Below are 20,372 nucleotides of genomic sequence, written 5' to 3' on the forward strand. Positions count from 1 at the left end.
ACCAGTGACGCCCTTGCTTACAGGTTGTCTTCCCGCTGGTTAGGCGACAGGGTTTCTTTCAACCCATCGGCTCGGCAGACATGCCAGGCAAACAAAAAAAGCCGCTTTTAAAGCCAGCGGCTTTTTAGCATAAGCATAAGTTAATAAGTTAGGTGCCTTAAGTTAGGTGCCTGGCACTAGACACTAGACATATATGCTAGACATATAAATCCAGTTTGTTTCCTATATGAGGTAAATTGTTCCTGCTTTCAGTTCTTCCCTCCGCCATTTTATCCAGCATTTGATTTACCAAACTGCCCTTCTGTTCTGCCGCCCCCATAGCTTTTTTCATTACCGCCATACCTACATCCTGCTTCAGCTGCACTTGATTTTTAATCACCGCCAATGCCGCTATATCCATTTAGAGTCCCCCTTTTTTAGCTAGGAAATTAAAAACGGTATTAAACACCTGTCCAGTTCCCCATGCCATCTTTTATAGTCGGGCAGCAGCTTCAGCTCCATAACTTCTGCCGCTTTCACTATCTCTCCCCGTTCATAAAAAGAGACAATTAAATCAAAATCATCCCGTAATGTTTTTTCTAACTTTTCCAATTGATTGGGAAGAATATGGGATCGAATGGGCTGAATGGACTTTTCCATTACAAAATAACTATTCAATACATCCCTCAACAGGGTAACGGTGGTTTCAATATTCCCTTCCTTCAGCTTTAACTTAATATGCTCCAGCCCTTCCAGGCAGGTTTCCGCCAGTTCTATAGTCCGTTTCATTATCTCATGGTATCTGCCGTCCATATGAGCTCCTCTTTTCAAATACTTAAGTTAATAAGTTAGGTGCCTGGCACTGATAAATAAGTTAGGTGCCTGGCACTGATAAAAAGAGGCCCTGGAATTTCCAGAGCCTCTATAAAAATTGTATTTATTATCTGAGCAGCTGCAGTACACCCTGGGGCTGCTGGTTGGCTTGAGCCAGCATGGCCTGGGCAGCCTGAGCAAGGATGTTGTTCTTGGTAAACTGCATCATTTCCTTAGCCATATCCACGTCACGGATGCGGGATTCAGCTGCGGTTAGGTTTTCAGCAGCGGTTCCCAGGTTATTGATGGTGTGTTCCAAACGGTTTTGAACAGCACCCAGCTTAGCCCGTTCATTGGATACCGATCTAATGGCATTATCTAATTTGTCCAGTGCTGCGGAGGCACCAGCTTGAGTGGAAAGATCAATACCTGCAATGCCCAAGGCTTGAGTACGCATATCATTTATACCAAATGTTATTGATTGACCCTTGTTGGCACCGATTTGGAAGGTCATGCCGCCGTTGCCGCCGGCTTCCGTTTGAGCCTGGGTAAGCCCTAAATCTTCAATAATGCTTTCCCCTTCCTGCTCATAGAAGGTAATTGCCCCGCTTCCGCTGGTAACAACAAAGTGTCCATCCTTTGCATCAACAAAAACGCTGGCCGAATCAATGTATCCATCCATTCCGTTACTTAAGCCCGCAGCGGTATTGTAATTGTCAATGGCAGTACGGAGCTTGGCTTGAATATCAGCGGCCACGGTATCGGCTGAAGTACCAGCGGCAGCAGCAGCTAATGCCCCAGTTTGCAGCTTCACACCGTTAATTTCAAAAGATAGCTTCTCGCTGACGGTAAGCGCCTTCTGAATTTGGTTGTCACCGGTTTGAGAAACACTACCCGCTCCACTATTATCAAAATAATCTGCCAAAACAGAGCCAGCAACAGAAGTCCATTCAATCTGTGAGCCTTCCCCGGCCTTTCCGCTCTTCATTGTGAGTTTCCCTGCAGAATCCTCATAAATGGACACGTGATCTAAACTTGCACCGTTTGCAGCATTGTACTCATCAATGGTTTCATTGATAACCCTTTCCAGCGCCGCCTTAATATCAGCCCTTTGGCTGTCTGACATAGCAGTACTACTGTAATCTGCATCAATAAGGGCTTTCTCAGCAGCCGTCAGCTTTTGATCCCAATCAATTGTAATTTCAGTTTTATCAATGGTGATGGTTTCGGTTGGGTTTGCCGACAAATCAACATCTGAATAATCCCCGGCCTTAAAAGATGCAACATCAGAAGTTAAAGTAGCATATGTTTGCTTTAACACATCTGCCCCGGTGGTAGCGTTAGTACCGGTAACTGCACCGGCAGACTGCAAACTACCATTTAACAGTTTCTTAGTGTTAAATTCAGTGGTGTTACCAATACGGTCAATTTCTTCTTTTAACTGTTTAATTTCATCTTGAATAGCAGCCCGGTCATCATCTGTATTGGTTCCGTTAGCTGATTGATCAGCCAGCTCACGCATCCGCTGGAGAATAGAGTGTACCTCGTTTAATCCACCCTCGGCGGTTTGAATCATTGAAATACCGTCCTGGGCGTTTCTGGAAGCCTGCTCCAGGCCCCGGATCTGAGCCCGCATTTTTTCGGAAATGGCCAAACCTGCAGCGTCATCACCGGCACGGTTGATGCGCAGGCCGGATGACAGCTTCTCCAGGGACTTCTGCCCGTTAACGGTGTTGATGCTCAACTGGCGATAGGTGTTTAGAGCAGCAATGTTGTGATTAATACGCATGATTTCTTCCTCCTTGAATTTATTTTTCCACCGCTTCCCTGCGGTTAATGCTTAACCCGGTCGGCCGCCCCGGGTCTGCCTTCTAATTATTATTTCGGCAGTATCGCTTAGAAGTTTAGAGCTGGTTTAAAAATTTTTTCCATCTTTTTCACCGGGCGTCGGCTTGTCCCGGATTAATTTAAAAACTTCCCCCTTTGCTATGGCGTTAAGGTTTTCTTTTTGAATGGCGGTATAAATCTCCCCCCGGTAAACATCCACATCCCTTGGCGCTTCAATGCCGATGCGTATATGATCCTTTTGTACATCCACCACCACTATCTTTATATGGTGACCGATGTTGATGGCCTGGCCTTTCTTCCTGGATAACACCAGCACAGGTTACCCCTCCTTACCTTCCGCAGCCTGCGGCAGCGGGTGCCGCACGGTGTACCGCCTGTCGCTGAGCACCACCTGCCTGGCAGAGCCGGTGGCGGTATTGACAACCACCGGGGCCAGCAGATTGACGGTGGCTTTTTTCAGCCCTTTACTGGCATTAACAATGGAAAACACCGCCACATCCCTTATATCCTCTATTTCCAGTTTATTTTTATCCTCCTCGGGCAGATCAAATTCATACCCGGGAAAAAAACAAAGGGGTTAATTAAAATAAAATTTACTTGCTTATTCTGGAGAGACTGCAGTAAATAGAACGGAGAGTCTTTTTGCAGCGGCATAAATTGAAACTGCTTAAATTCCCCCGGAAGACCGGGCAAACCGGATTTAAATGTAAAGATGGTCTGTACACCCGCCACATTTATCACCCCTTATGTAATTAGGGCCCGCTGAATCACACGAGCCCCTGTAAAAAGAACACCGCACTGTGAAATTGAACCGCCGCAGCGGAGGTTAAGCGTAATCATCAAATTTTTTTCCCGTGGTGGTTTCCCTTTCTTTAGAAAACTTAACCGCCTGTTCCGGTTCCAGCAGCTGGGTTTCACCGGTTTTTTTGTTGTATACCCGCACCTTCAGCTTATTATTCTTATCTTTAATTATTTTAAATTGAAAGGGATAGTTGAACATCTGGGCCGCCTTGTTCAACCGGTCCACCGCTTTAAACAAATCTGCCTGGTTAATGGGTTTTTGAGCCAGGTTTTGGTTCTGCAGCTGCTGCTCATCGGGAACCGCCCTGCCCCTACCGGGTTCAACCTGTTTTACAATTACATTGTCATGGTTTAAAAGGGACTGCAGACCCCCGGCACCTATTTTCACGGCGCGCCACCTCCCTGCCGGTTATCTACTTCAAAAAGTTCAGCAGGCTGGTATTCATGATATTGGCACCCACCGCCAGGGAAGCGTTGTAAGCCAGCTGCTGCTGTTTATATTCTATGGAAAGCTTGGCCACATCGGCACCTTCAATATTTTCCAGGCTTTGAGTGAGTTTAACTTCCTGGTCCAGCAGCTGGGTTTTCAAAGATTCAAAATGCCGGCTGCGGGCACCCACAGCCACACGGTGCCGCAGTAAATGATTAATTTTTTGATCCAAATCGCCAATGCTTTCCTGCAGCCCTTGGGCATCGTTGTTTCTCAGCCTGTTCCTCAGGTCAAACAGCGTTTTGAAGATGCCTTCACCCACGGTATACGTCCCGTCGCCGTTGTCAGCGGCGGTACCGAAAACCCCGGGTTCACCGCTGGTGGTTACCCCCGGCGCGTCAATACGGTAATCGGTACCGGCCAGCACCTCCCGGTACACACCGTTTAAGTCGCCCTTGTAGATAATTGTATCGCCGCTGCGCTCAAAGGGGGGATTATCACTTTTGGTGCCGGCATAGATATACTTGCCGCCCACGGTGGAGTTGCCCAAATCCACCACCTGGTCTATCATCTTGTCTATCTGCTCCGCCACCGCCTTTCTATCCTCGGCATCATAGGTATCGTTAGCCGCCTGAATGGCATATTCCTTCGCCTTGGATAAAACATCACCCAATGTGCCCATGGCGGTATCATTCATTTCCAGATAGCTTAAACCGTCGTCTATGTTCCGGCCGTACTGCTGGTTATAAGAAAGGGTGGCTTTGATGCTCATAAACTGGCCCATAACGTTGGGATCGTCACTGGGGCGCAGCAGCCGCTTGCTGGTGGCAAGCTGCTCCTGGCTGCGGGCCAGTTTGCTTAAATTACCCTGTATGCTGTTTAAAATGGCATTGGCCATGTAGCGGTTAGTTATTCTCATATTTTACCCCTCCCAACCTAAAACAGGCGGTTGATAATTACATCCAGCATTCCGTCCAAAGTATTAATCATCCTGGCAGATGCCTGGAACCCGTACTGGAACTGGATCATTCTGGTCAGCTCTTCATCTATGGCCACGCCGGAAACGGAATCCCGCAGGGCGGTAATCTGCTGGCTGATGGCCAGCTGGCTGTCTGCTATACCGCCGGCAGCTTTTACACTGCCCCCCACTTCGGTTACCAGCCGGCTGTAATACTCTTCAAAGGTAAAGGGTTTTGTCACCGGGTCAATATCTTCATCCCGCAGGTTGGCAATGTCTTTGGCCTTGGTTCCGTCAATGAGCTCCGGGCTGTCAACCAGGGCACTGTTCACCCCGAAATCACCGAAATCATCGGACTGTAAATCACCAACAAAGAAAGGGGGACTGCTTACAGCGGCTATCTTATCCCGCATGGAGGTGGCGATGTCATTCAGCTTTTCTTTAAAGCCCATTAACTGCTGCCGGGCCCGTTCCAAACCCAGCAGGGAACCGCCCCGGCTGCTGTCATAGCAGCTGTCCGTCAGGTTAACAGTTTCAGAGCCGTATTCTAAAACCATTTCTTCCCCGCCGCTGCTGTTATCCACTGCCAGTTCCAACTTATTGTTCAGGCTTGTTATGTCCATACCTAAAAATTTAAGTTCCGTTATTTCCCCGGTGGGCTTCCCGTTTGCCGTTTCAAAGGTTACTTCCACCGGGCCGTATCCGCTCAGTTCCTCCAGCAGCCGATCCCGTTTATCCAGCAGGTCATTGGGCTGCTGCCCCGCAGCATATATTTTAACAATGGCGGTGTTTAAGTTGTTGATCTGCCCCAGCAGATCATTAACCTGATTTACCTGGTCTGCCAATTTACCACCGGTAACCTGCGGCGGTGTCACGGCGGAGTTAACTGCCGCCACACTTTTTTCCACATCGTCCAGCTGCTTATAGGCAGCAGACATAAGCGATGCCAGTTCTTCACCCACCTGCACCACCGATGCCTTGGTGCCCGGGTCCTGGGGGGTATTGTTTAAATCCATCCAGCTCTTAAAAAAATCAACTATCCGCTGCCCGATACCCGCCGACGCCGGCTCGGCAAAACAGGCCTCTGCCCGCTGCAGAACGGAAATTTGATCCTCCCAGTAGTAGTGGGCTGTGGCAGCATTGCGCACGCTGTTGTCCAGGTACTCGTCCCGCACCCGGCGAATCATGGTTACTTCTGCACCGGTACCAAACTGGCCGGGGGTAACAGAGCTGTCCAAAGTGGGATTTGCATAGGGATCTGCGGCCGTTATCACCGCTTCCTGGCGGGAGTAACCGGGGGTGCTGGCATTGGCCAGGTTGTGACCGGTTATGTCCAGCGCGTTTTGGTGTACATTCATGCCCCGCCGGGCAGTTTCTATACCAAAAAATGTTCCGGGCATTTGTTATTCACCGCTTTCTGGTTTACTTAATTTTGGGCATTTATTAAAATTGCGCTACACCGTCTTGTTTAGTACCGCCTGCGGTCTTCCTTCATTTTTTATCGTTCCGCTGTTTTGATAGGTTTGACCGCTCCTGGGGTTAAATATTTTTAACATGGCGCTGTTTACCTGCAGCGCTCTCTTGGTCAGTACGTCATTTAAGGCATTAATTTCCTGCAGCTGCTGAAAACCTTTTTTCAGCTCCAGCTGTATCTGCTTCAGCTCAATTTTCATTTCCACCGGCGCTTTATCCAGCAGGTCGCTTATCGCTGCCCCCTGCTTCAACCGGAGATCTTTTTCCAGTCTCAGCTGAATTTCTTCCCGCTGGGAATCCAGCCCGGCCATCTGCCGGGCTAACAGCGTTAACCGCTTAACAGCATCATTCAGCCCGTCAATGTCTGCTTGGCGCAGCGCTTGGTTTTGAGCCTCCGACGCTTTAATCATTTCCGCCACTGCTTTTCTCTGCTCTTTTAATACCTCTATCAGTTTAAAAAAAAGAGGCTCCATGGAATCACTCCCTATACAAGTTCGTCCAGGCGCCTTTCTCTTAAAATCCCTTGGGCAATTTTTTCCGCACAGGGTTTATAGGTTTGATTATTAATGCGCTGCTTTAAATCCTGCACCTTTTCTTCTCTCACAGCGGGTATTTTTTTCAACCGGGCACTAAACTGGGATATTTCCTTGGCCCGCTGGGAAAATTCCACATTTACACCTGGGGATTTCTCGCTTTCACTTTTAGCACCGGCATTATTTTTGGCCTGGAATTTATATGCTTTTACTGCACTAGGGCCGTTAAATGGGGTGATTTTCATTATCTCACCCACCTTCCTTCCCATATGAAACTGTACCTACTGCATATTATCGTCATTCCAGGCGGTAACTTTACACCATTTGCATAATTTGCTCTGCAATTTTGGGCAGCGGCACAACTTTTTCCGCCGCACCCAAATCTATGGCCGCCTTGGGCATGCCAAACACCACGCAGCTGCTTTCATCCTCGGCAATGGTGCGCCCGCCTAACTTTTTAATCTGCAGCATACCCTGGGCACCGTCCTTACCCATCCCGGTGAGCAGCACCCCTAAGATGCTGCCTCCATATACATCTGCAGCCGCCTTCATCACCTGGTCCACCGACGGGCGGAAGGTGGCCGGTGGTACCGGTTCGCCGCACTTGACCGTCTTAACGGTTACCCTGCTGCCCCTTCTTTCAAAATGCATCTCACAACCGGCCGGGGCCACTATCACCCTGCCGGGGCGCACCTCATCCCCGCCGCTGCCGTGAATCACCTCTATGGCACTGCGCCGGTTCAGGTGTTCGGCCAGCGATTGGGAAAATCCCACCGGTATATGCTGTACTACAACTACCCCCACCGGAAAGCCGGCCGGCAGCTTGGGAATGATATTCTGCAGCGCCGCCGGCCCCCCGGTGGAACAGCCGATAACCACTATTTCTATTTTACCGGTTTTTCTCACCGGTGTAATTACCGCCGGTTTGGATGGAACGGTCCTTGGGACCGGAGCAGCAGCTGCGCTTCCCAGTTTGGGCCGTACCGGGGACGGGGCGGACCTGGCCACTTTGTGCAGGGACACGCCGGCAGCAACCCTTATTTTAGCACTGAGCTCGGCAATCATCGGACCCAGCTGACCCGCCCTCATCGGTTTGGGCACAAAGTCAACCGCCCCGCCGGCCAGCGCCTGCATGGTTGCCCTGGCCCCCTCGGTGGTAAGGGCACTTAACATAATTACCGGCACCGGGTTTTCCTTCATTATCCGGCGCAGCGCGGCAATGCCGTCCAGCTTGGGCATCTCCACATCCATGGTTACAACCTGGGGACGAAGTTTTTTAACCTGCTCAACAGCCTCCAGGCCATCAGCCGCCTGGCCGATGACCTGGATGTCCTTATTTTCTTCCAGCATGCGGGTAACTAATCTTCTAATTAATGAAGAGTCATCAACTACCAGTACCTTAATTGCCACGTTATCTTAAGCCTCCTCGCACATACCGGCATCTTTTATAATGCTGCGGGAGTCTATAATTAACGCCACGCGACCGTCACCCAGAATTGTAGCCCCGGAAAGTCCCGGCACTTCTCCCAGGTATTCACCCAGGGATTTAATAACGATCTCCTGTTCACCCAGCAGTTTATCCACAACCACTGCCACCCGTTTTTCAGCGGAAGCAATTACCACCACAAACAAATTCTCTCCTTCACTGCTGCCCATGCCAAAGCGTTCTGACAGCCGCAGCAGCGGCAGAATGCGTTCCCGCACCACTATAACCTCGTTGTTACCCACCCGGCGAATTTCACCGGCATTAATGCGCAGGGTTTCCGACACGTTGGACAGCGGGAAGGCGTAAACCTGTTCCCCCAGGGTTACCATCAGCGAACGAATAATAGCCAGCGTCAGCGGCAGGCGAATGGTAAAGGTGGTGCCCACACCAACCTCGGTATGCAGTTCCACCATACCGTTAATTTGTTCAATGGCGGTGCGTACCACATCCATGCCCACACCCCGGCCGGATAAATCACTTACTTCTTTGGCGGTGGAGAAACCGGCCTTAAATATCAGCTCCAGCGCTTCGCGATCGGTGAGTCTGGAGGCACTTTCACGGTCATATAAGCCCTTTTCCACCGCTTTTTGTCTTAATTTATCCGCGTCTATACCCCTGCCGTCATCTGAAATGGTGATCACAATATGGCTTTCATGATAGGAAGCCTTCAAATGCAGCTTACCCACCCTGGGTTTGCCCAGGCGTTCCCGCTCCTCCGGGGGCTCTATGCCGTGGTCAATGGAATTTCTAATCAAATGAATCAGCGGGTCACCTATTACCTCAATTACGTTGCGGTCCAGTTCCGTTTCTTTACCTTCAACAATAAAATCGATTTCCTTGCCCAGTTTTTGGGCGGTATCCCGCACCATGCGGGGGAAACGATTAAATATCTGCGCTATGGGCAGCATCCGGGCTTTCATAATCTGCTCCTGCAGATCCCCGGTTACCTGTCCCAGGTGGTTGGCTATTTCGTTAATGGATTCCACCAGTTCATCGGACCCGTACTTGTCTTCAAAAATCTCGGCAAACCTGTTTAGACGGGTACGGTCAATCACCAGCTCGCCCACCAGGTTCATCAAATTATCCAGCTTCTGCACATCCACCCGCACCGTTTTGGCTGTTTTAACCGCCGGCTGCTCTTTACCCGCCCCGGCAGACTTTTTAGCCGCTGGGGCAGCGGTTTTAGCCCCCACCTTTGTTTTAGCCTGCCCGTTGGGTGTCTGCAGGGTGGATACCGGGCGCAGTTCCACCCTGTTTACTTCAGCAATACTCATGATGGTATTTTGTATTTTATCTTGGTCCTCCTGGGTTAACAGCACTACCTCAAAGCCGCGGTCAAAGTTACCCTCCTGCAGTTCCTCCGCCGGCGGAGTGCTCTTTATCACTTCACCCATCTGCTGCAGGGTTTCAAAAACCAAAAAGGCCCGCACACTCTTCATCTGGGTGCCTTCATCCAATATTACCGCCACTTGATAGGCTTGAAAGCCCCTTACTTCGGCCTCGCGAATAACATTGAGCACATTGTCATCTAAAATCTGCCACTGGTGTCCGGCAGCATTTTCCGCTTCCTCCGCCGGGGTTACCGGGCGGATTTCTACCTTATCTACCTCAGCAACATTCATTAAAGCGCTTTGAACTTTTTCGGTACTTTCTTTGGTTAACAGCACCACTTCAAAACCGAGGTCAAAACTGCCCTGCTGCAGTTCGTCGGCGGGAGGATTACTGCTTATTACTTCACCCATCTGCTGCAGTATCTCAAAGACCAAAAAGGCCCTTACACTCTTCATCTGGGTATCTTCAGCCAGTGTCACGGCAATTTGGTAGGCCTTTAAACCCCCAGCTTGGGCTTCACGGACCACTGCCAGCACATTGTCATCCAAAACCTGCCGCCGCTCGCTGCCGGCAGCCGGGCTCTCGACCGCCGCCGCAGCTTCATTTTGCGCCTTTGCAGAGCTGTCAGCAGAGCATAACTCCCCGCCCATACAACCGGATATTTTGTTCAGTATGTCCGAAATGTCTACATCTACACTTTCACCGGTTACCTCTTTTTTCAGCAGGTTTAAGGTATCCAGCGCTTCAAAGAGAACATTTATCATTTCGGTGGTCACAGTGAGCTTGCCCTGACGAATCATATCAAACAGGTTCTCAATGTTATGGGTGAGGGAGGCCATCTTTTCATAGCCCATTACCCCTGAAGAACCTTTAATGGTGTGAGCAGCACGAAAAATTTCGTTTAATACATCCTGGTTATCCGGTTCATTTTCTAAAATCAGTAAATTATCGTTAATTACCTGCAGTTTTTCTTCCAGTTCATCTAAAAAAACGCCAATTTCAATGTCTGAAAACACAGGCGCACCCTCCTAGTTTATTTGTTTAATTCCTTTTCCAGCTGCTGCAGTTCTTCCTGCTCGCTGTCATATAAAATCTTATTGTGATCCAGCAAAATTATCAACCGCTCTTCAAGCAGGGCAACACCTTTTAAATAAGACACATTCACCCCGCCTGCCATTGGCGGCGGGGGTTCTATGCTTGATGACGGAATACGCAGTACCTCCTGTACCGCATCCACAATCATACCAAAGGTGGTATTATTAACCTGTACGATAATAATGCGGCTTTGAGATGTTCTTTCGCCGCTAATAAGTCCAAAGCGCCGGCATAAATCTATTACCGGTATTACACCGCCCCGCAGCTTGATAATTCCCTCCATAAAATCCGGCGCACCCGGTATTTTTGTTATCTCCTCCATCCGGATGATTTCCCTTACTGACACTATATCTATACCATATGTTTGATCATTCAGCTGAAAAACCACCACTTGCTCTTCATTCTGACTGGACATAGCTATCACTCCTCAAGGGTAGTAGTTTGTGATTTAATTACCTGCTGCACTGACAGTTTTTTACCCGGTTCAACCTCATCAAACCTGTTTCTTAACACCACTATATCCACCCGCCGGTTATGACGGCGGTTCTCCGCCGTATCATTGGGTCTCCGGGGCCGGTATTCACCGTACCCGGTGGCTGAAAGCCGCTCCGGCGGCAGGCGGTGGGTATTTATCAGTTCCTTCACCACCCTGGTGGCCCGGGCGGTTGATAATTCCCAGTTGGAGGGAAACCTTACTGTATTGATGGGCAGGTTGTCGGTATGGCCTTCAACCCGGATGTAATTGCTCACCTGGGATAAAATACCGCCAACCTTTTGTATTATCTCCACGGAATCAGCGTTCAGTTCCGCCGAACCCAGCGGAAACAGCACCACATCCATAAAACTTACCACTACACCCCGGTCTTCCAGTTCAACGGTCACTTTATCCTGCAGACCATTTTTTTCCAGGTAATCTTCTATCTGCTCTTTAATTTTTAGCAAACTCTGCGTTTCCTGCATTTCCAGGGTCTGCACGTCACCGGGATCGGTTTTTTCATAAGTGGCGGGGGTCAGGCCCGGGGCACCATCATACATAATGGCTCCCCTGCCGCCCATGGCTTTGTGCAGTGATTCCGCAATGGCTTGAAAGCGGCTGGCATCAATTTTACTCATGGTATACATAACTATAAAAAATATCATCAGCAGGGTTATCATATCGGCATAGGTAATCAGCCACCGCTCGTGATTTTCTTTTTCTTTTCCCTTAAGCAGCCGGTCCCGTTTACTCATATTTACTCTTCCTCTTCGGTTCTTTCGGACTTACTTGAATTTCTCAAAAAAGCATTTAACCGTTCACGAATAAGAATGGGGTTGTATCCCGCCTGCAGAGACAAAACGCCTTCAATCTGCAGCTCTTTTAAAAGCAGTTCCTTTTTATTTAAATTTTTAAGCCTGGCAGCCACAGGAAAATAAAGAACGTTGGCAGCGGCAACACCATAAAGCGTAGCGGCAAAGGCCATGGCAATGGCCGGCCCCAGAGAATCCGGGTCTTCTATGCTTCCCAGCACATGCACCAATCCCATAACGGTACCGATAATGCCAAAGGTGGGGCTGTATCCCCCCGCCGCTTCAAAAATGCTGGCCCCCACTTCGTGCCGCTCGTGGGCGGTATACATTTCGGTTTCCAAAATGCTGCGCACCATTTCCGGGTCGGTACCGTCCACCACCAGCTGCATTGCCTTGCGCAGAAAGGGGTCTTCGATGGTGTCCAACTGGTTATCTATATACAATAAACCCTCTTTTCTAGCCATGTCAGCCAGCCGTACCACCTGCTCAATGGCTTCATCGTAAGGGGGTATCTTTTTGGTTGCTATCATCATCAACAGCTGGGGAATATTTTTAATTTCATCCAAACTGTAGGCAACAACGGTGGCTCCAAAGGTGCCGCCAAAAACAATCAGCGCTGCTGAAGGAGCCAGTAAAGAAGCGAGATGCCCACCTTCCATAACAAAACCAACTATCAGCGATAAAACAGCCAGAATTATACCAAACGGACTTATCCAGTTCATAAGAACAAACCAGCTCCCCAAATTTTTTCAATTTTCCACTTATATTACCAATACGACTCCGGTAGGTATAATTCCTGCTTATACCTGTACAATTTAACAGGTTAAGACATAAAACACTTTTTAATGATTATGAAAATAATGGAAGAAATGTTTAATAATCCATTAAAATTATTATATAATATTAGTATGAAATTAACAGTTCTTCCAGAAAAAACGGGATTAAAAAAACTGAAAACCAGTTATACTGCCGCTGTGGTGCTGGATATTCTCCGGGCCACCACCACCATTACCACCGCCCTGGAAAACGGGTGCCGGGGGGTAATACCGGTTTCAGGGGTGGACGAAGCCCGGCAGCTGGCCGGATCCAACCCCAACCTTTTACTGGGCGGGGAGCGGTCTGCAGTAAAGGTACCCGGTTTTCACCTGGGAAACTCTCCCCTGGAGTACAGCGCGGGCACGGTGAGGGGAAAGGTGGTTGTTTTAACCACCACCAACGGCACCGGGGCCATTAAACTGGCAGCACAAAAAGCAGGCACCGTATTAATCGGCTGTTTGTTAAACGCCAGGGCGGTGGCAGAAAAATTATTAAACTTTAACGGCCAAATTTTACTGCTCTGCGCCGGAACCGGGGGTAACTTTTCCTTAGAGGATACCCTGGCCGCGGGATGGATAATAAAAGAGTTTTTAGCATTAAAGAATATCGATCAATACAGCGGCACGGCAGCGGCAGAATTACACCGGCAGGCAGATGATGTTTATAATGGCGTTATAATGGACGACATGGCAGTGGCATGTTACAGGTTAGCTCTTTATTACAATAATAAAACCCTGGATGCACTTTATGACTCTTTGCACGGGCAAAAATTAGCCCAACTTAATATGTACCGTGATTTAATTTATTGTTCTAAATTAAACACCAGCAGCATAGTTCCTATATATAGGGATGGTATTATCACAATATAACTTATTATGTTACTTAAATTCAAGTATGCATTATTAATGTATAGAATTTGACTTTAATCCAAATTATAGATATAATTTGATAAAAATTAATAAGGAGTGTTTTTATGGGAACTATAGAGTGGTATAGTCCTCGCAATACCTTTAATGCCATGATCAGTAAAAATCATATTACCCTGGGAGAACTGGCTGTTGATAAGTTAAACAGTGAGTATGCCATTCTGGGTTATGATAAGGAAACAAACTCCATTGCCATAAAAGCAGTTAATAAAGGTGAAGGTTTTAAAATAACCCGGCGAAAGATTAATGCCAAGAACTTTTTAAAACATTTTAACATTAATGTTAAAGGTACTTACCCGGTGGAATACGATGAAGAAAACGGCACACTTTTGGTTAAGTTGGATTAAGGGCGCGTAAAGCGCCCTTAAATTTTTTACATTGTTATTGAACCGCGTGACAGGCTACCCAGTGATTTGGTTTTACTTCTTTAAATTCCGGCTGCTGCCGGCTGCAGATGTCCAGGCATTTAAAACAGCGGGTGTGGAACCGGCAGCCGCTGGGCGGGTTCACCGGGCTGGGCACGTCACCCTTTAATATTATGCGCTTTTTCTTCACTTTCGGATCCGGCACCGGCACCGCCGACAGCAGCGCCTGGGTATAGGGGTGCAGCGGGGTGCTGTACAGCTCTTTGGCATCGGCCAGCTCCACCATCTGCCCCAGGTACATCACTCCCACCCGGTCGGACATATGCTTCACCACGTTCAGCCCGTGGGCAATAAACAGGTAGGCAAAGTTAAATTCCCTCTGCAAATCTTTCAGCAGGTTTAAAACCTGGGATTGAATGGACACATCCAGGGCTGAAACCGGCTCGTCACAGATTATCAGCTCGGGATTTAGGGCCAGCGCCCGGGCAATACCCACCCGCTGCCGCTGTCCGCCGCTGAACTCGTGGGGATAACGGCGGGCGTGATAACCGGCCAGTCCCACATATTCCAGCAGTTTTTGCACTCTCTTTTCCAGTTCTGCACCGCTGGCCAAACCAAACACTTTCAGCGGCTCTCCCACAATTTGTCCCACCGTCATCCTGGGGTTTAATGATGCGTAAGGATCCTGGAAAATAATCTGCATTTTTTGACGCAGCCTGCGCATCTCTTCGTTGGGCAGATTTAATATGTTTTTACCCTTAAAGTAAATCTCACCGGCTGTTGGTTCCAGCAGTCTTAAAATCACCCGGCCGGTGGTGGATTTGCCGCAGCCGCTTTCACCCACCAGCCCCATTGTTTCGCCGGGGTAGATTTTAAAATTCACCCCGTCCACTGCCTTGACCACGGAACCGGCCCTGCCGAACAAACCTTTCTTTACGGGAAAGTACTTGGTTAAATTCTTTACTTCTAACAAAGGCTGCACTAATCCACGCCCCCTTCCACCAGCCAGCAGCTCACCTTTCTGGTAGGTGATACCGGGGTCAATTGGGGCCTGGCACCCAGGCACCTGCTTCCGGCTTCGGGACAGCGGGGAGCAAAGGCACAGCCCCGGGGCAGGTGCATCAAGTTGGGAACGGTGCCTTCAATTTGGTATAATTTTTCCATTTCTTCCTCCACCCGGGGAATAGAAGCCAGCAGTCCCTTGGTGTACGGGTGCAGCGGTTTCTCAAACAATTCTTCCACCGGGGCTTCCTCCACTACTTTGCCGCAGTACATTACCACCGCCCGGTCGGCCATTTCCGCCACCACCGCCAGGTCGTGGGTAATCATGATAATGGCAGTGTTTAACTGTTCCTTCAGTTCCTGCATCAGTTCCAATATTTGAGCTTGAATGGTCACATCCAGCGCGGTGGTAGGCTCATCGGCAATTAACAATTCCGGCCTGCAGGCCAGCGCCATGGCAATCATCACCCGCTGGCGCATACCGCCGCTCATTTGATGGGGAAAATCATAGGCCCGTTTTTCCGGTGAGGGAATACCGGTAAGGCGCAGCATTTCAATGGCTTTTTCCATGGCCTCTTTTTTCTTGAGGCCCTGGTGATTAATTAATGCCTCTGATATTTGATCACCCACCCGGTACACGGGGTTTAGGGAGGTCATCGGTTCTTGAAAGATCATTGATATACGGTTGCCTCGTATTTCGCGCATTTCTTTCTCGGACAGCTTGAGCAGATTTTTGCCGGCAAATTGAATATTTCCGCCCACTATGCGGCCCGGCGGGTTGGGAATAAGACGCATGATGGAAAGAGAAGTGATGCTTTTTCCACTGCCGGACTCACCAACCACCGCCAAAGTTTCACCCCTGTTCAGGTGGAAACTTACGCCGTCCACTGCCGGTACCACTCCATCGTCCAGGAAAAAGTGTGTTTTTAGATTTTCTACCTTTAGCAATACATCGCTCATGTCTGTTTCCACCTCCTATTGTCTCAACCTTGGGTCAAGGGCATCTCTCAGCCCGTCTCCCAGCAGGTTAAAGGCCATAACCGTCAGAGTAATAGCTATACCGGGGAACATTACCAGGTGGGGAGCGTTAAACATGTAGCTGCGCCCGGCCCCCAGCATGGTACCCCACTCGGCATCCGGCGGCTGCACTCCCAGCCCCAAAAATCCCAGGGCAGCGGTTTCTAAAATGGCGGTGGAAATGCCCAGGGTGCCGCGCACAATAATGGGCGCTATTACGTTGGGTAAAATATGCTTTAAAATGATGGCCCCGTCCCTGTTGCCAATGGCCCGGGCGGCCTGCACATACTCGTTTTCTTTAACCGACAGCACCGAACCCCGCACAATACGGGCGTATTCCGGCATGGTTACAATACTGATGGCAATAACCGCGTTTTCCACCCCCCGGCCCAGCACGCTCATAAAAGCGATGGCCAGCAGCAGTGAGGGAAAGGACAGCATGACATCCATAAAGCGCATGATTAAGTTATCAATTCTGCCGCCAAAATAACCGGCAATGGAACCCAGTACGGTGCCGATGGACAGGGCTATGGCCACTGCCAGCAGCCCCACCCGCAGTGAAATGCGGGCACCGAAAATAATGCGGCTTAAAATATCCCGCCCCAGTTCATCGGTTCCCAGCAGGTGCTGGGCGCTTGGTTTTTGCAGGCTGTCTGCCATTACTCCGTTAGTTGGGTCGTAGGGAGCAATGTACGGTGCAAACACGGCTATTAAAGTAAGGGCTGCCAGAAATATTAAACTGGTCATGGCCAGTTTGTTCTTCTTCAGGCGGCGCCAAAACTCCCGCACCGGGGAGTATGTTTCCATGCTTTCCGGCACCGCCCCTGCAGCTGTAGCTTTAGCCAACTCAGACATCTTGACAACTCCTATCTTAAAGTAAAAAGTTTTATTTTTTAGTTAATACCGCTGCAGCGCTTGCTTTTTTACAGACTAAGAATACTTAATGCGCGGGTCCAGCCAGGCGTACAGCAGGTCAACCACCAGGTTAACCACCACAAAAACGGTGGCGGTGAAGATCACCGTACCCTGCACCATGGGATAATCCGAAGCCATGATGGCATCCACCAACCTGCCGCCTATGCCCGGCCAGCTGAATACCGTTTCGGTGAGTACAGCACCGCCCATCAGCACACCCATCTGCAGGCCAATTACCGTTATCACCGGTATCAGGGCATTTCTCAGGGCATGCTTATAAGTAACCACCGTTTCTTTTAAACCTTTGGCCCGGGCTGTGCGGATATAGTCCTGCCTGATTATTTCCAGCATTGTGGAACGGGTCATCCGGGCGATAATGGCCATGGAATAGGATGCCAGCGCAGTGGCCGGCATAACCAGGTGCTTTAAGGCGCTCTTTAATGACTCCCAGTCCTGGGTTAGTATGCTGTCCAGTACATATAACCCGGTGATGTGAACCGGCTCCATGCCGATATCTATCCGGCCGTTCACCGGTAACCAGTGCAGCGTCAGCGAGAAAATAATTATCATCATCAACCCCAGCCAAAAGATGGGCATGGATACCCCCAGCAGTGCTCCTATCATGCTCAGGTAGTCAAAAATAGAGTACTGTTTTACCGCTGAAATTACACCCACAGTCACCCCAACCACCGTGGCAATGAAAATGGCGGCCAATGCCAGTTCAACGGTAGCCGGGAAGCGGGCCAGGATTTCTTCCAGTACCGGGGCGCGGGTCATTAGAGAACGCCCAAAATCACCGTGCAAAAGATCCCAAACGAAGCGTCCAAACTGCACATATATGGGATCGTTTAAACCTAAACTTTCCCGCAGTGCTTCGGCCTGTTCGTTGGTACCGTGCTGTCCCAGCATCATCATGGCCGGGTCGGTGGTGAACAGGTGCAGCACCAAAAACACAAAAAGGCTAACTCCCAGTAAAACCGGGACCAGCATCAATATCCGTTTTAACATATAACGGAGCATAAATTTAGTACCTCCTACTTTGTAATGCCAAATTATTGCCGCCGGCTGATTGCACAGGTACCCGGCTGCCGCCCTAAAAAGGCTAACCTGCCGAGAAGGGCACAAATATGGCCCAAATTCAATTGGGCCATATTTGTCAGCGCGCTAAACGGGAAAAACATTATTTTTTATCTACCTTATGGAAGTAAATAACACCGGTTGGGTGCAGGTTGAAGTTTTCAACACTGCTGTTTTGGGCTGTCATTGCAGTGGCATGGGAAATAAATACCCACGGGGCATCTTTAACCAGAATCTGCTGCAGTTCACTGTAAATTTCAGCCCGTTTTGCCATGTCAAATTCCTTACGACCTTCAACCAGCAGCTTATCTACCTTTTCGTTGGCGTACTTGGCACTGTTCAAACTGCCGGCAATTTCCTTACTGTCCAACAGGGTAAGGAAGTTATCCGGGTCACCGTTGTCACCAATCCAACCGTAAATCATCATATCCCCCTCTTTTACAATTACGGGAGATACAACCTGTTTGTACTCCTTCCAGGGGTAAGCTCTAATTTCCACATCTATACCAACCTTTTTCAGGTCATTCTGAATGGCTTCAGCCAGTTTTTGGCCCACCGGGTTGTAAGGACGGGGATTGGTATAGGTTAACAGGGTAACCTTTAAGCCGTTGGGATAACCGGCTTCCGCCAGCAGCTGCTTTGCTTTTTCCGGGTTATATTCATAGGGCTTCAGCTCTTTATCGTAACCGGGTATAAAGGAGGGCAGCGGACCGTTGGCTTTGGTAGCTAAACCCTGGTACAGATGCTCAACAATGGCATCCCGGTTGATGGCATGGCTTACGGCCTGACGCAGTTTGGGATTGTTAAAGGGCTCTTTATTGCAGAAGAAAGCCAGGTAGTTAATGTTCATCCCGGGATTCTTGGTCACAATAACGCCGTTTTCTTCCAGCGTTTTAACATCGTTGGGGTCAACACCGTCCATGGCGTCGATGGAGCCGGTCATCAATTCACTGGCCCGCACTGAGTTTTCTTTTACAAACTTAAAGATCAGTTTGTCCAGTTTGGGCGGCCCGTCCCAGTAGTCTTTGTTGGCCACCAGTTCTATGGACTGGCCGCGCTCCCATTTAACAAATTTGAACGGGCCGGTGCCAACGGGATGGGAAATATAATCATCACCGTACTTCTTTACTGCTGTGGGGCTAACAATGGGTGCCGCCATGCACATGGCCATGTTGGCCAAAAATGGTGCATAGGGCTCTTTTAAAATAATTTTCACGGTGTACTCGTCCACCACTTCCACTGCCTTAACCGGCTCAAATACAAAGGAAGCATAAGGCATGGCGTCGGTGCGGTTAGGCGGCAGCTGACGCTCAATACTGAATTTTACAGCTTCAGCGTTGAAGGGTGTGCCGTCATGGAACTTAACACCTTTGCGCAGGTGGAATGTCCACTGGGTTTTATCTTCATTGGACTCCCAGCTTTCAGCCAGGGCCGGTTCAATTTCCGTGCTGTCCGGCTTATAACGAACCAGGTTGTCATAAATGTTAACCATAACTTTGGCCGACTCGCCATCATCAACAAATGCCGGGTCTAAACCGCGGGGGTCAGAACCCTGGGCAAATACAAATACTTTTTCTTTACCACCGGTGTCGGCAGACTGGGCATTTTCTCCCCCGCCGCCGCACCCGGCCAGCAGCAGCGCCAGCATGGCCACTGCCAGCACCAAAAACAGCGTTTTTTTATGCATAATCTTGTCCTCCCCAAATAATAATATAAATATCTTTATCTGCCGGTTCTCCCCTCCCCGTTTAACGCGCTTAATACCTAATTTTCCCTGTTTGTCCACCAGCGAAAGACAAAAGTGCGCTGCGCAATCGCAATTAACTTTATATTTTCTGCACAATTTACGAAATTCCTTTATGAATAAATTTACATTTAGGAAATATACTGCATAATTTTTCAGTTCCCATGAAAAACTACCCTGTGAAGGAGGTGATATTGGTGCCGCAAAACATTAAATGTAATGTCACCGAATGCCAGTACAACTCTAACGTTATGTGCGACGCCCCGATGGTTCAAGTGAATCGGAATAATGCCAGCCAGTCTTCAAAATCTGATGAAACTAAGTGTGAAACTTTTAAGCCCAGGGCATAACTTAAAAGCCGGCGCTTTGATAAGCGCCGGCTTTTATTGTTTGCCTGGCATGTCTGCCGAGCCGATGGGTTGAAAGAAACCCTGTCGCCTAACCAGCGGGAAGACAACCTGTAAGCAAGGGCGTC

At 49.2% G+C, this 20,372-nt stretch carries 22 protein-coding genes and 1 pseudogene; 3 read left to right on the forward strand and 20 right to left on the reverse strand.

Annotation, left to right across the window (positions count from 1 at the left end; translation table 11 throughout):
* Positions 1 to 196 precede the first annotated feature (196 nt).
* The 15 genes and pseudogenes from JOC37_RS12145 to JOC37_RS12220 all read right to left on the reverse strand — a co-directional run bounded on the left by JOC37_RS12145 (position 197) and on the right by JOC37_RS12220 (position 12,757).
* Positions 197 to 400 (reverse strand): YjfB family protein, encoded by a 204-nt coding sequence (locus tag JOC37_RS12145; RefSeq protein WP_204619322.1) that lies wholly within the window; start codon positions 398 to 400, stop codon positions 197 to 199.
* A gap of 20 nt (positions 401 to 420) precedes the next feature.
* Positions 421 to 792: a DUF8042 domain-containing protein gene (locus JOC37_RS12150; protein ID WP_204619324.1), complete on the reverse strand. Its 372-nt coding sequence runs from the start codon at positions 790 to 792 to the stop codon at positions 421 to 423.
* A gap of 127 nt (positions 793 to 919) precedes the next feature.
* The gene (locus tag JOC37_RS13520; RefSeq protein ID WP_204619326.1) at positions 920 to 2,581 is read right to left on the reverse strand and encodes a flagellin N-terminal helical domain-containing protein; all 1,662 of its coding nucleotides are present in this window, start codon (positions 2,579 to 2,581) and stop codon (positions 920 to 922) included.
* 126 nt (positions 2,582 to 2,707) lie between these two features.
* Positions 2,708 to 2,956: a carbon storage regulator CsrA gene (gene csrA, locus JOC37_RS12160; protein ID WP_204619328.1), complete on the reverse strand. Its 249-nt coding sequence runs from the start codon at positions 2,954 to 2,956 to the stop codon at positions 2,708 to 2,710.
* Between the two features lie 3 nt (positions 2,957 to 2,959).
* A pseudogene (gene fliW / locus JOC37_RS12165) lies at positions 2,960 to 3,294 on the reverse strand (flagellar assembly protein FliW).
* A gap of 172 nt (positions 3,295 to 3,466) precedes the next feature.
* Complete coding sequence (locus tag JOC37_RS13380; protein ID WP_204619332.1) at positions 3,467 to 3,829, reverse strand: flagellar protein FlaG; 363 nt, start codon at positions 3,827 to 3,829, stop codon at positions 3,467 to 3,469.
* 25 nt (positions 3,830 to 3,854) lie between these two features.
* The gene (gene flgL / locus JOC37_RS12180) at positions 3,855 to 4,790 is read right to left on the reverse strand and encodes a flagellar hook-associated protein FlgL (RefSeq protein WP_204619334.1); all 936 of its coding nucleotides are present in this window, start codon (positions 4,788 to 4,790) and stop codon (positions 3,855 to 3,857) included.
* 17 nt (positions 4,791 to 4,807) lie between these two features.
* A complete protein-coding gene (flgK, locus tag JOC37_RS12185) occupies positions 4,808 to 6,229 on the reverse strand; it encodes a flagellar hook-associated protein FlgK (RefSeq protein WP_204619336.1) in 1,422 nt (473 codons plus the stop codon).
* Positions 6,230 to 6,283: 54 nt separating this feature from the next.
* Positions 6,284 to 6,775, reverse strand: coding sequence for a flagellar protein FlgN (locus tag JOC37_RS12190; protein ID WP_204619338.1), 492 nt, complete (start codon positions 6,773 to 6,775; stop codon positions 6,284 to 6,286).
* 11 nt (positions 6,776 to 6,786) lie between these two features.
* Positions 6,787 to 7,080 carry a flagellar biosynthesis anti-sigma factor FlgM gene (gene flgM / locus JOC37_RS12195; RefSeq protein WP_204619340.1) on the reverse strand — a complete coding sequence of 98 codons (294 nt, stop codon included), beginning with the start codon at positions 7,078 to 7,080 and terminating at the stop codon, positions 6,787 to 6,789.
* 70 nt (positions 7,081 to 7,150) lie between these two features.
* Entirely contained in the window at positions 7,151 to 8,245 is a 1,095-nt protein-coding gene (locus JOC37_RS12200) for a chemotaxis-specific protein-glutamate methyltransferase CheB (RefSeq protein ID WP_204619342.1), read from the reverse strand.
* Positions 8,246 to 8,251: 6 nt separating this feature from the next.
* Positions 8,252 to 10,669 carry a chemotaxis protein CheW gene (locus JOC37_RS12205; RefSeq protein ID WP_204619343.1) on the reverse strand — a complete coding sequence of 806 codons (2,418 nt, stop codon included), beginning with the start codon at positions 10,667 to 10,669 and terminating at the stop codon, positions 8,252 to 8,254.
* 17 nt (positions 10,670 to 10,686) lie between these two features.
* Positions 10,687 to 11,163, reverse strand: coding sequence for a chemotaxis protein CheW (locus tag JOC37_RS12210; protein WP_204619344.1), 477 nt, complete (start codon positions 11,161 to 11,163; stop codon positions 10,687 to 10,689).
* Between the two features lie 5 nt (positions 11,164 to 11,168).
* Complete coding sequence (locus JOC37_RS12215; protein WP_204619345.1) at positions 11,169 to 11,978, reverse strand: OmpA/MotB family protein; 810 nt, start codon at positions 11,976 to 11,978, stop codon at positions 11,169 to 11,171.
* A gap of 2 nt (positions 11,979 to 11,980) precedes the next feature.
* Positions 11,981 to 12,757 (reverse strand): flagellar motor protein, encoded by a 777-nt coding sequence (locus JOC37_RS12220; protein WP_204619346.1) that lies wholly within the window; start codon positions 12,755 to 12,757, stop codon positions 11,981 to 11,983.
* Positions 12,758 to 12,904: 147 nt separating this feature from the next.
* Here JOC37_RS12220 and JOC37_RS12225 point away from each other — a divergent pair, with 147 nt between their 5' ends.
* Together JOC37_RS12225 and JOC37_RS12230 are read left to right on the forward strand one after the other, a co-directional pair.
* A complete protein-coding gene (locus JOC37_RS12225; RefSeq protein WP_238480909.1) occupies positions 12,905 to 13,720 on the forward strand; it encodes a 2-phosphosulfolactate phosphatase in 816 nt (271 codons plus the stop codon).
* A gap of 104 nt (positions 13,721 to 13,824) precedes the next feature.
* On the forward strand, positions 13,825 to 14,124 hold the full coding sequence (locus JOC37_RS12230; protein WP_204619347.1) for a hypothetical protein: 300 nt from the start codon (positions 13,825 to 13,827) through the stop codon (positions 14,122 to 14,124).
* A 34-nt stretch (positions 14,125 to 14,158) separates the two neighbouring features.
* Here JOC37_RS12230 and JOC37_RS12235 read toward each other — a convergent pair whose 3' ends face one another.
* The 5 genes from JOC37_RS12235 to JOC37_RS12255 all read right to left on the reverse strand — a co-directional run bounded on the left by JOC37_RS12235 (position 14,159) and on the right by JOC37_RS12255 (position 19,840).
* Entirely contained in the window at positions 14,159 to 15,124 is a 966-nt protein-coding gene (locus JOC37_RS12235; RefSeq protein ID WP_204619348.1) for a dipeptide ABC transporter ATP-binding protein, read from the reverse strand.
* A complete protein-coding gene (locus JOC37_RS12240; RefSeq protein WP_204619350.1) occupies positions 15,124 to 16,104 on the reverse strand; it encodes an ABC transporter ATP-binding protein in 981 nt (326 codons plus the stop codon). The genes JOC37_RS12235 and JOC37_RS12240 overlap by 1 nt, the downstream gene beginning before the upstream one ends.
* Before the next feature lie 15 nt (positions 16,105 to 16,119).
* Complete coding sequence (nikC, locus tag JOC37_RS12245) at positions 16,120 to 16,968, reverse strand: nickel transporter permease (RefSeq protein ID WP_238480914.1); 849 nt, start codon at positions 16,966 to 16,968, stop codon at positions 16,120 to 16,122.
* A 123-nt stretch (positions 16,969 to 17,091) separates the two neighbouring features.
* The gene (locus JOC37_RS12250; RefSeq protein WP_204619354.1) at positions 17,092 to 18,096 is read right to left on the reverse strand and encodes an ABC transporter permease; all 1,005 of its coding nucleotides are present in this window, start codon (positions 18,094 to 18,096) and stop codon (positions 17,092 to 17,094) included.
* 160 nt (positions 18,097 to 18,256) lie between these two features.
* Complete coding sequence (locus tag JOC37_RS12255) at positions 18,257 to 19,840, reverse strand: ABC transporter substrate-binding protein (protein ID WP_204619356.1); 1,584 nt, start codon at positions 19,838 to 19,840, stop codon at positions 18,257 to 18,259.
* A gap of 221 nt (positions 19,841 to 20,061) precedes the next feature.
* Between JOC37_RS12255 and JOC37_RS12260 the strand changes: the two genes are divergently transcribed.
* A complete protein-coding gene (locus tag JOC37_RS12260; RefSeq protein ID WP_204619358.1) occupies positions 20,062 to 20,247 on the forward strand; it encodes a DUF1540 domain-containing protein in 186 nt (61 codons plus the stop codon).
* The last annotated feature ends 125 nt before the right edge of the window (positions 20,248 to 20,372 follow it).

Source organism: Desulforadius tongensis, assembly GCF_016907915.1.
Lineage (GTDB): Bacteria > Bacillota > Desulfotomaculia > Desulfotomaculales > Desulfohalotomaculaceae > Desulforadius > Desulforadius tongensis.

Coding starts and splice junctions, on each gene's coding strand:
- JOC37_RS12210 (WP_204619344.1), bottom strand. CDS start 11,163: ATGTCCAGTCAGAATGAAGAGCAAGTGGTGGTTTTTCAGCTGAATGAT.
- flgK (WP_204619336.1), bottom strand. CDS start 6,229: ATGCCCGGAACATTTTTTGGTATAGAAACTGCCCGGCGGGGCATGAAT.
- JOC37_RS12230 (WP_204619347.1), top strand. CDS start 13,825: ATGGGAACTATAGAGTGGTATAGTCCTCGCAATACCTTTAATGCCATG.
- flgL (WP_204619334.1), bottom strand. CDS start 4,790: ATGAGAATAACTAACCGCTACATGGCCAATGCCATTTTAAACAGCATA.
- JOC37_RS12225 (WP_238480909.1), top strand. CDS start 12,905: ATGTTTAATAATCCATTAAAATTATTATATAATATTAGTATGAAATTA.
- JOC37_RS12150 (WP_204619324.1), bottom strand. CDS start 792: ATGGACGGCAGATACCATGAGATAATGAAACGGACTATAGAACTGGCG.
- JOC37_RS12220 (WP_204619346.1), bottom strand. CDS start 12,757: ATGAACTGGATAAGTCCGTTTGGTATAATTCTGGCTGTTTTATCGCTG.
- JOC37_RS12190 (WP_204619338.1), bottom strand. CDS start 6,775: ATGGAGCCTCTTTTTTTTAAACTGATAGAGGTATTAAAAGAGCAGAGA.
- JOC37_RS12215 (WP_204619345.1), bottom strand. CDS start 11,978: ATGAGTAAACGGGACCGGCTGCTTAAGGGAAAAGAAAAAGAAAATCAC.
- JOC37_RS13520 (WP_204619326.1), bottom strand. CDS start 2,581: ATGCGTATTAATCACAACATTGCTGCTCTAAACACCTATCGCCAGTTG.
- flgM (WP_204619340.1), bottom strand. CDS start 7,080: ATGAAAATCACCCCATTTAACGGCCCTAGTGCAGTAAAAGCATATAAA.
- JOC37_RS12260 (WP_204619358.1), top strand. CDS start 20,062: ATGAAAAACTACCCTGTGAAGGAGGTGATATTGGTGCCGCAAAACATT.
- JOC37_RS12240 (WP_204619350.1), bottom strand. CDS start 16,104: ATGAGCGATGTATTGCTAAAGGTAGAAAATCTAAAAACACACTTTTTC.
- JOC37_RS12250 (WP_204619354.1), bottom strand. CDS start 18,096: ATGCTCCGTTATATGTTAAAACGGATATTGATGCTGGTCCCGGTTTTA.
- JOC37_RS12145 (WP_204619322.1), bottom strand. CDS start 400: ATGGATATAGCGGCATTGGCGGTGATTAAAAATCAAGTGCAGCTGAAG.
- nikC (WP_238480914.1), bottom strand. CDS start 16,968: ATGGAAACATACTCCCCGGTGCGGGAGTTTTGGCGCCGCCTGAAGAAG.
- JOC37_RS12255 (WP_204619356.1), bottom strand. CDS start 19,840: ATGCATAAAAAAACGCTGTTTTTGGTGCTGGCAGTGGCCATGCTGGCG.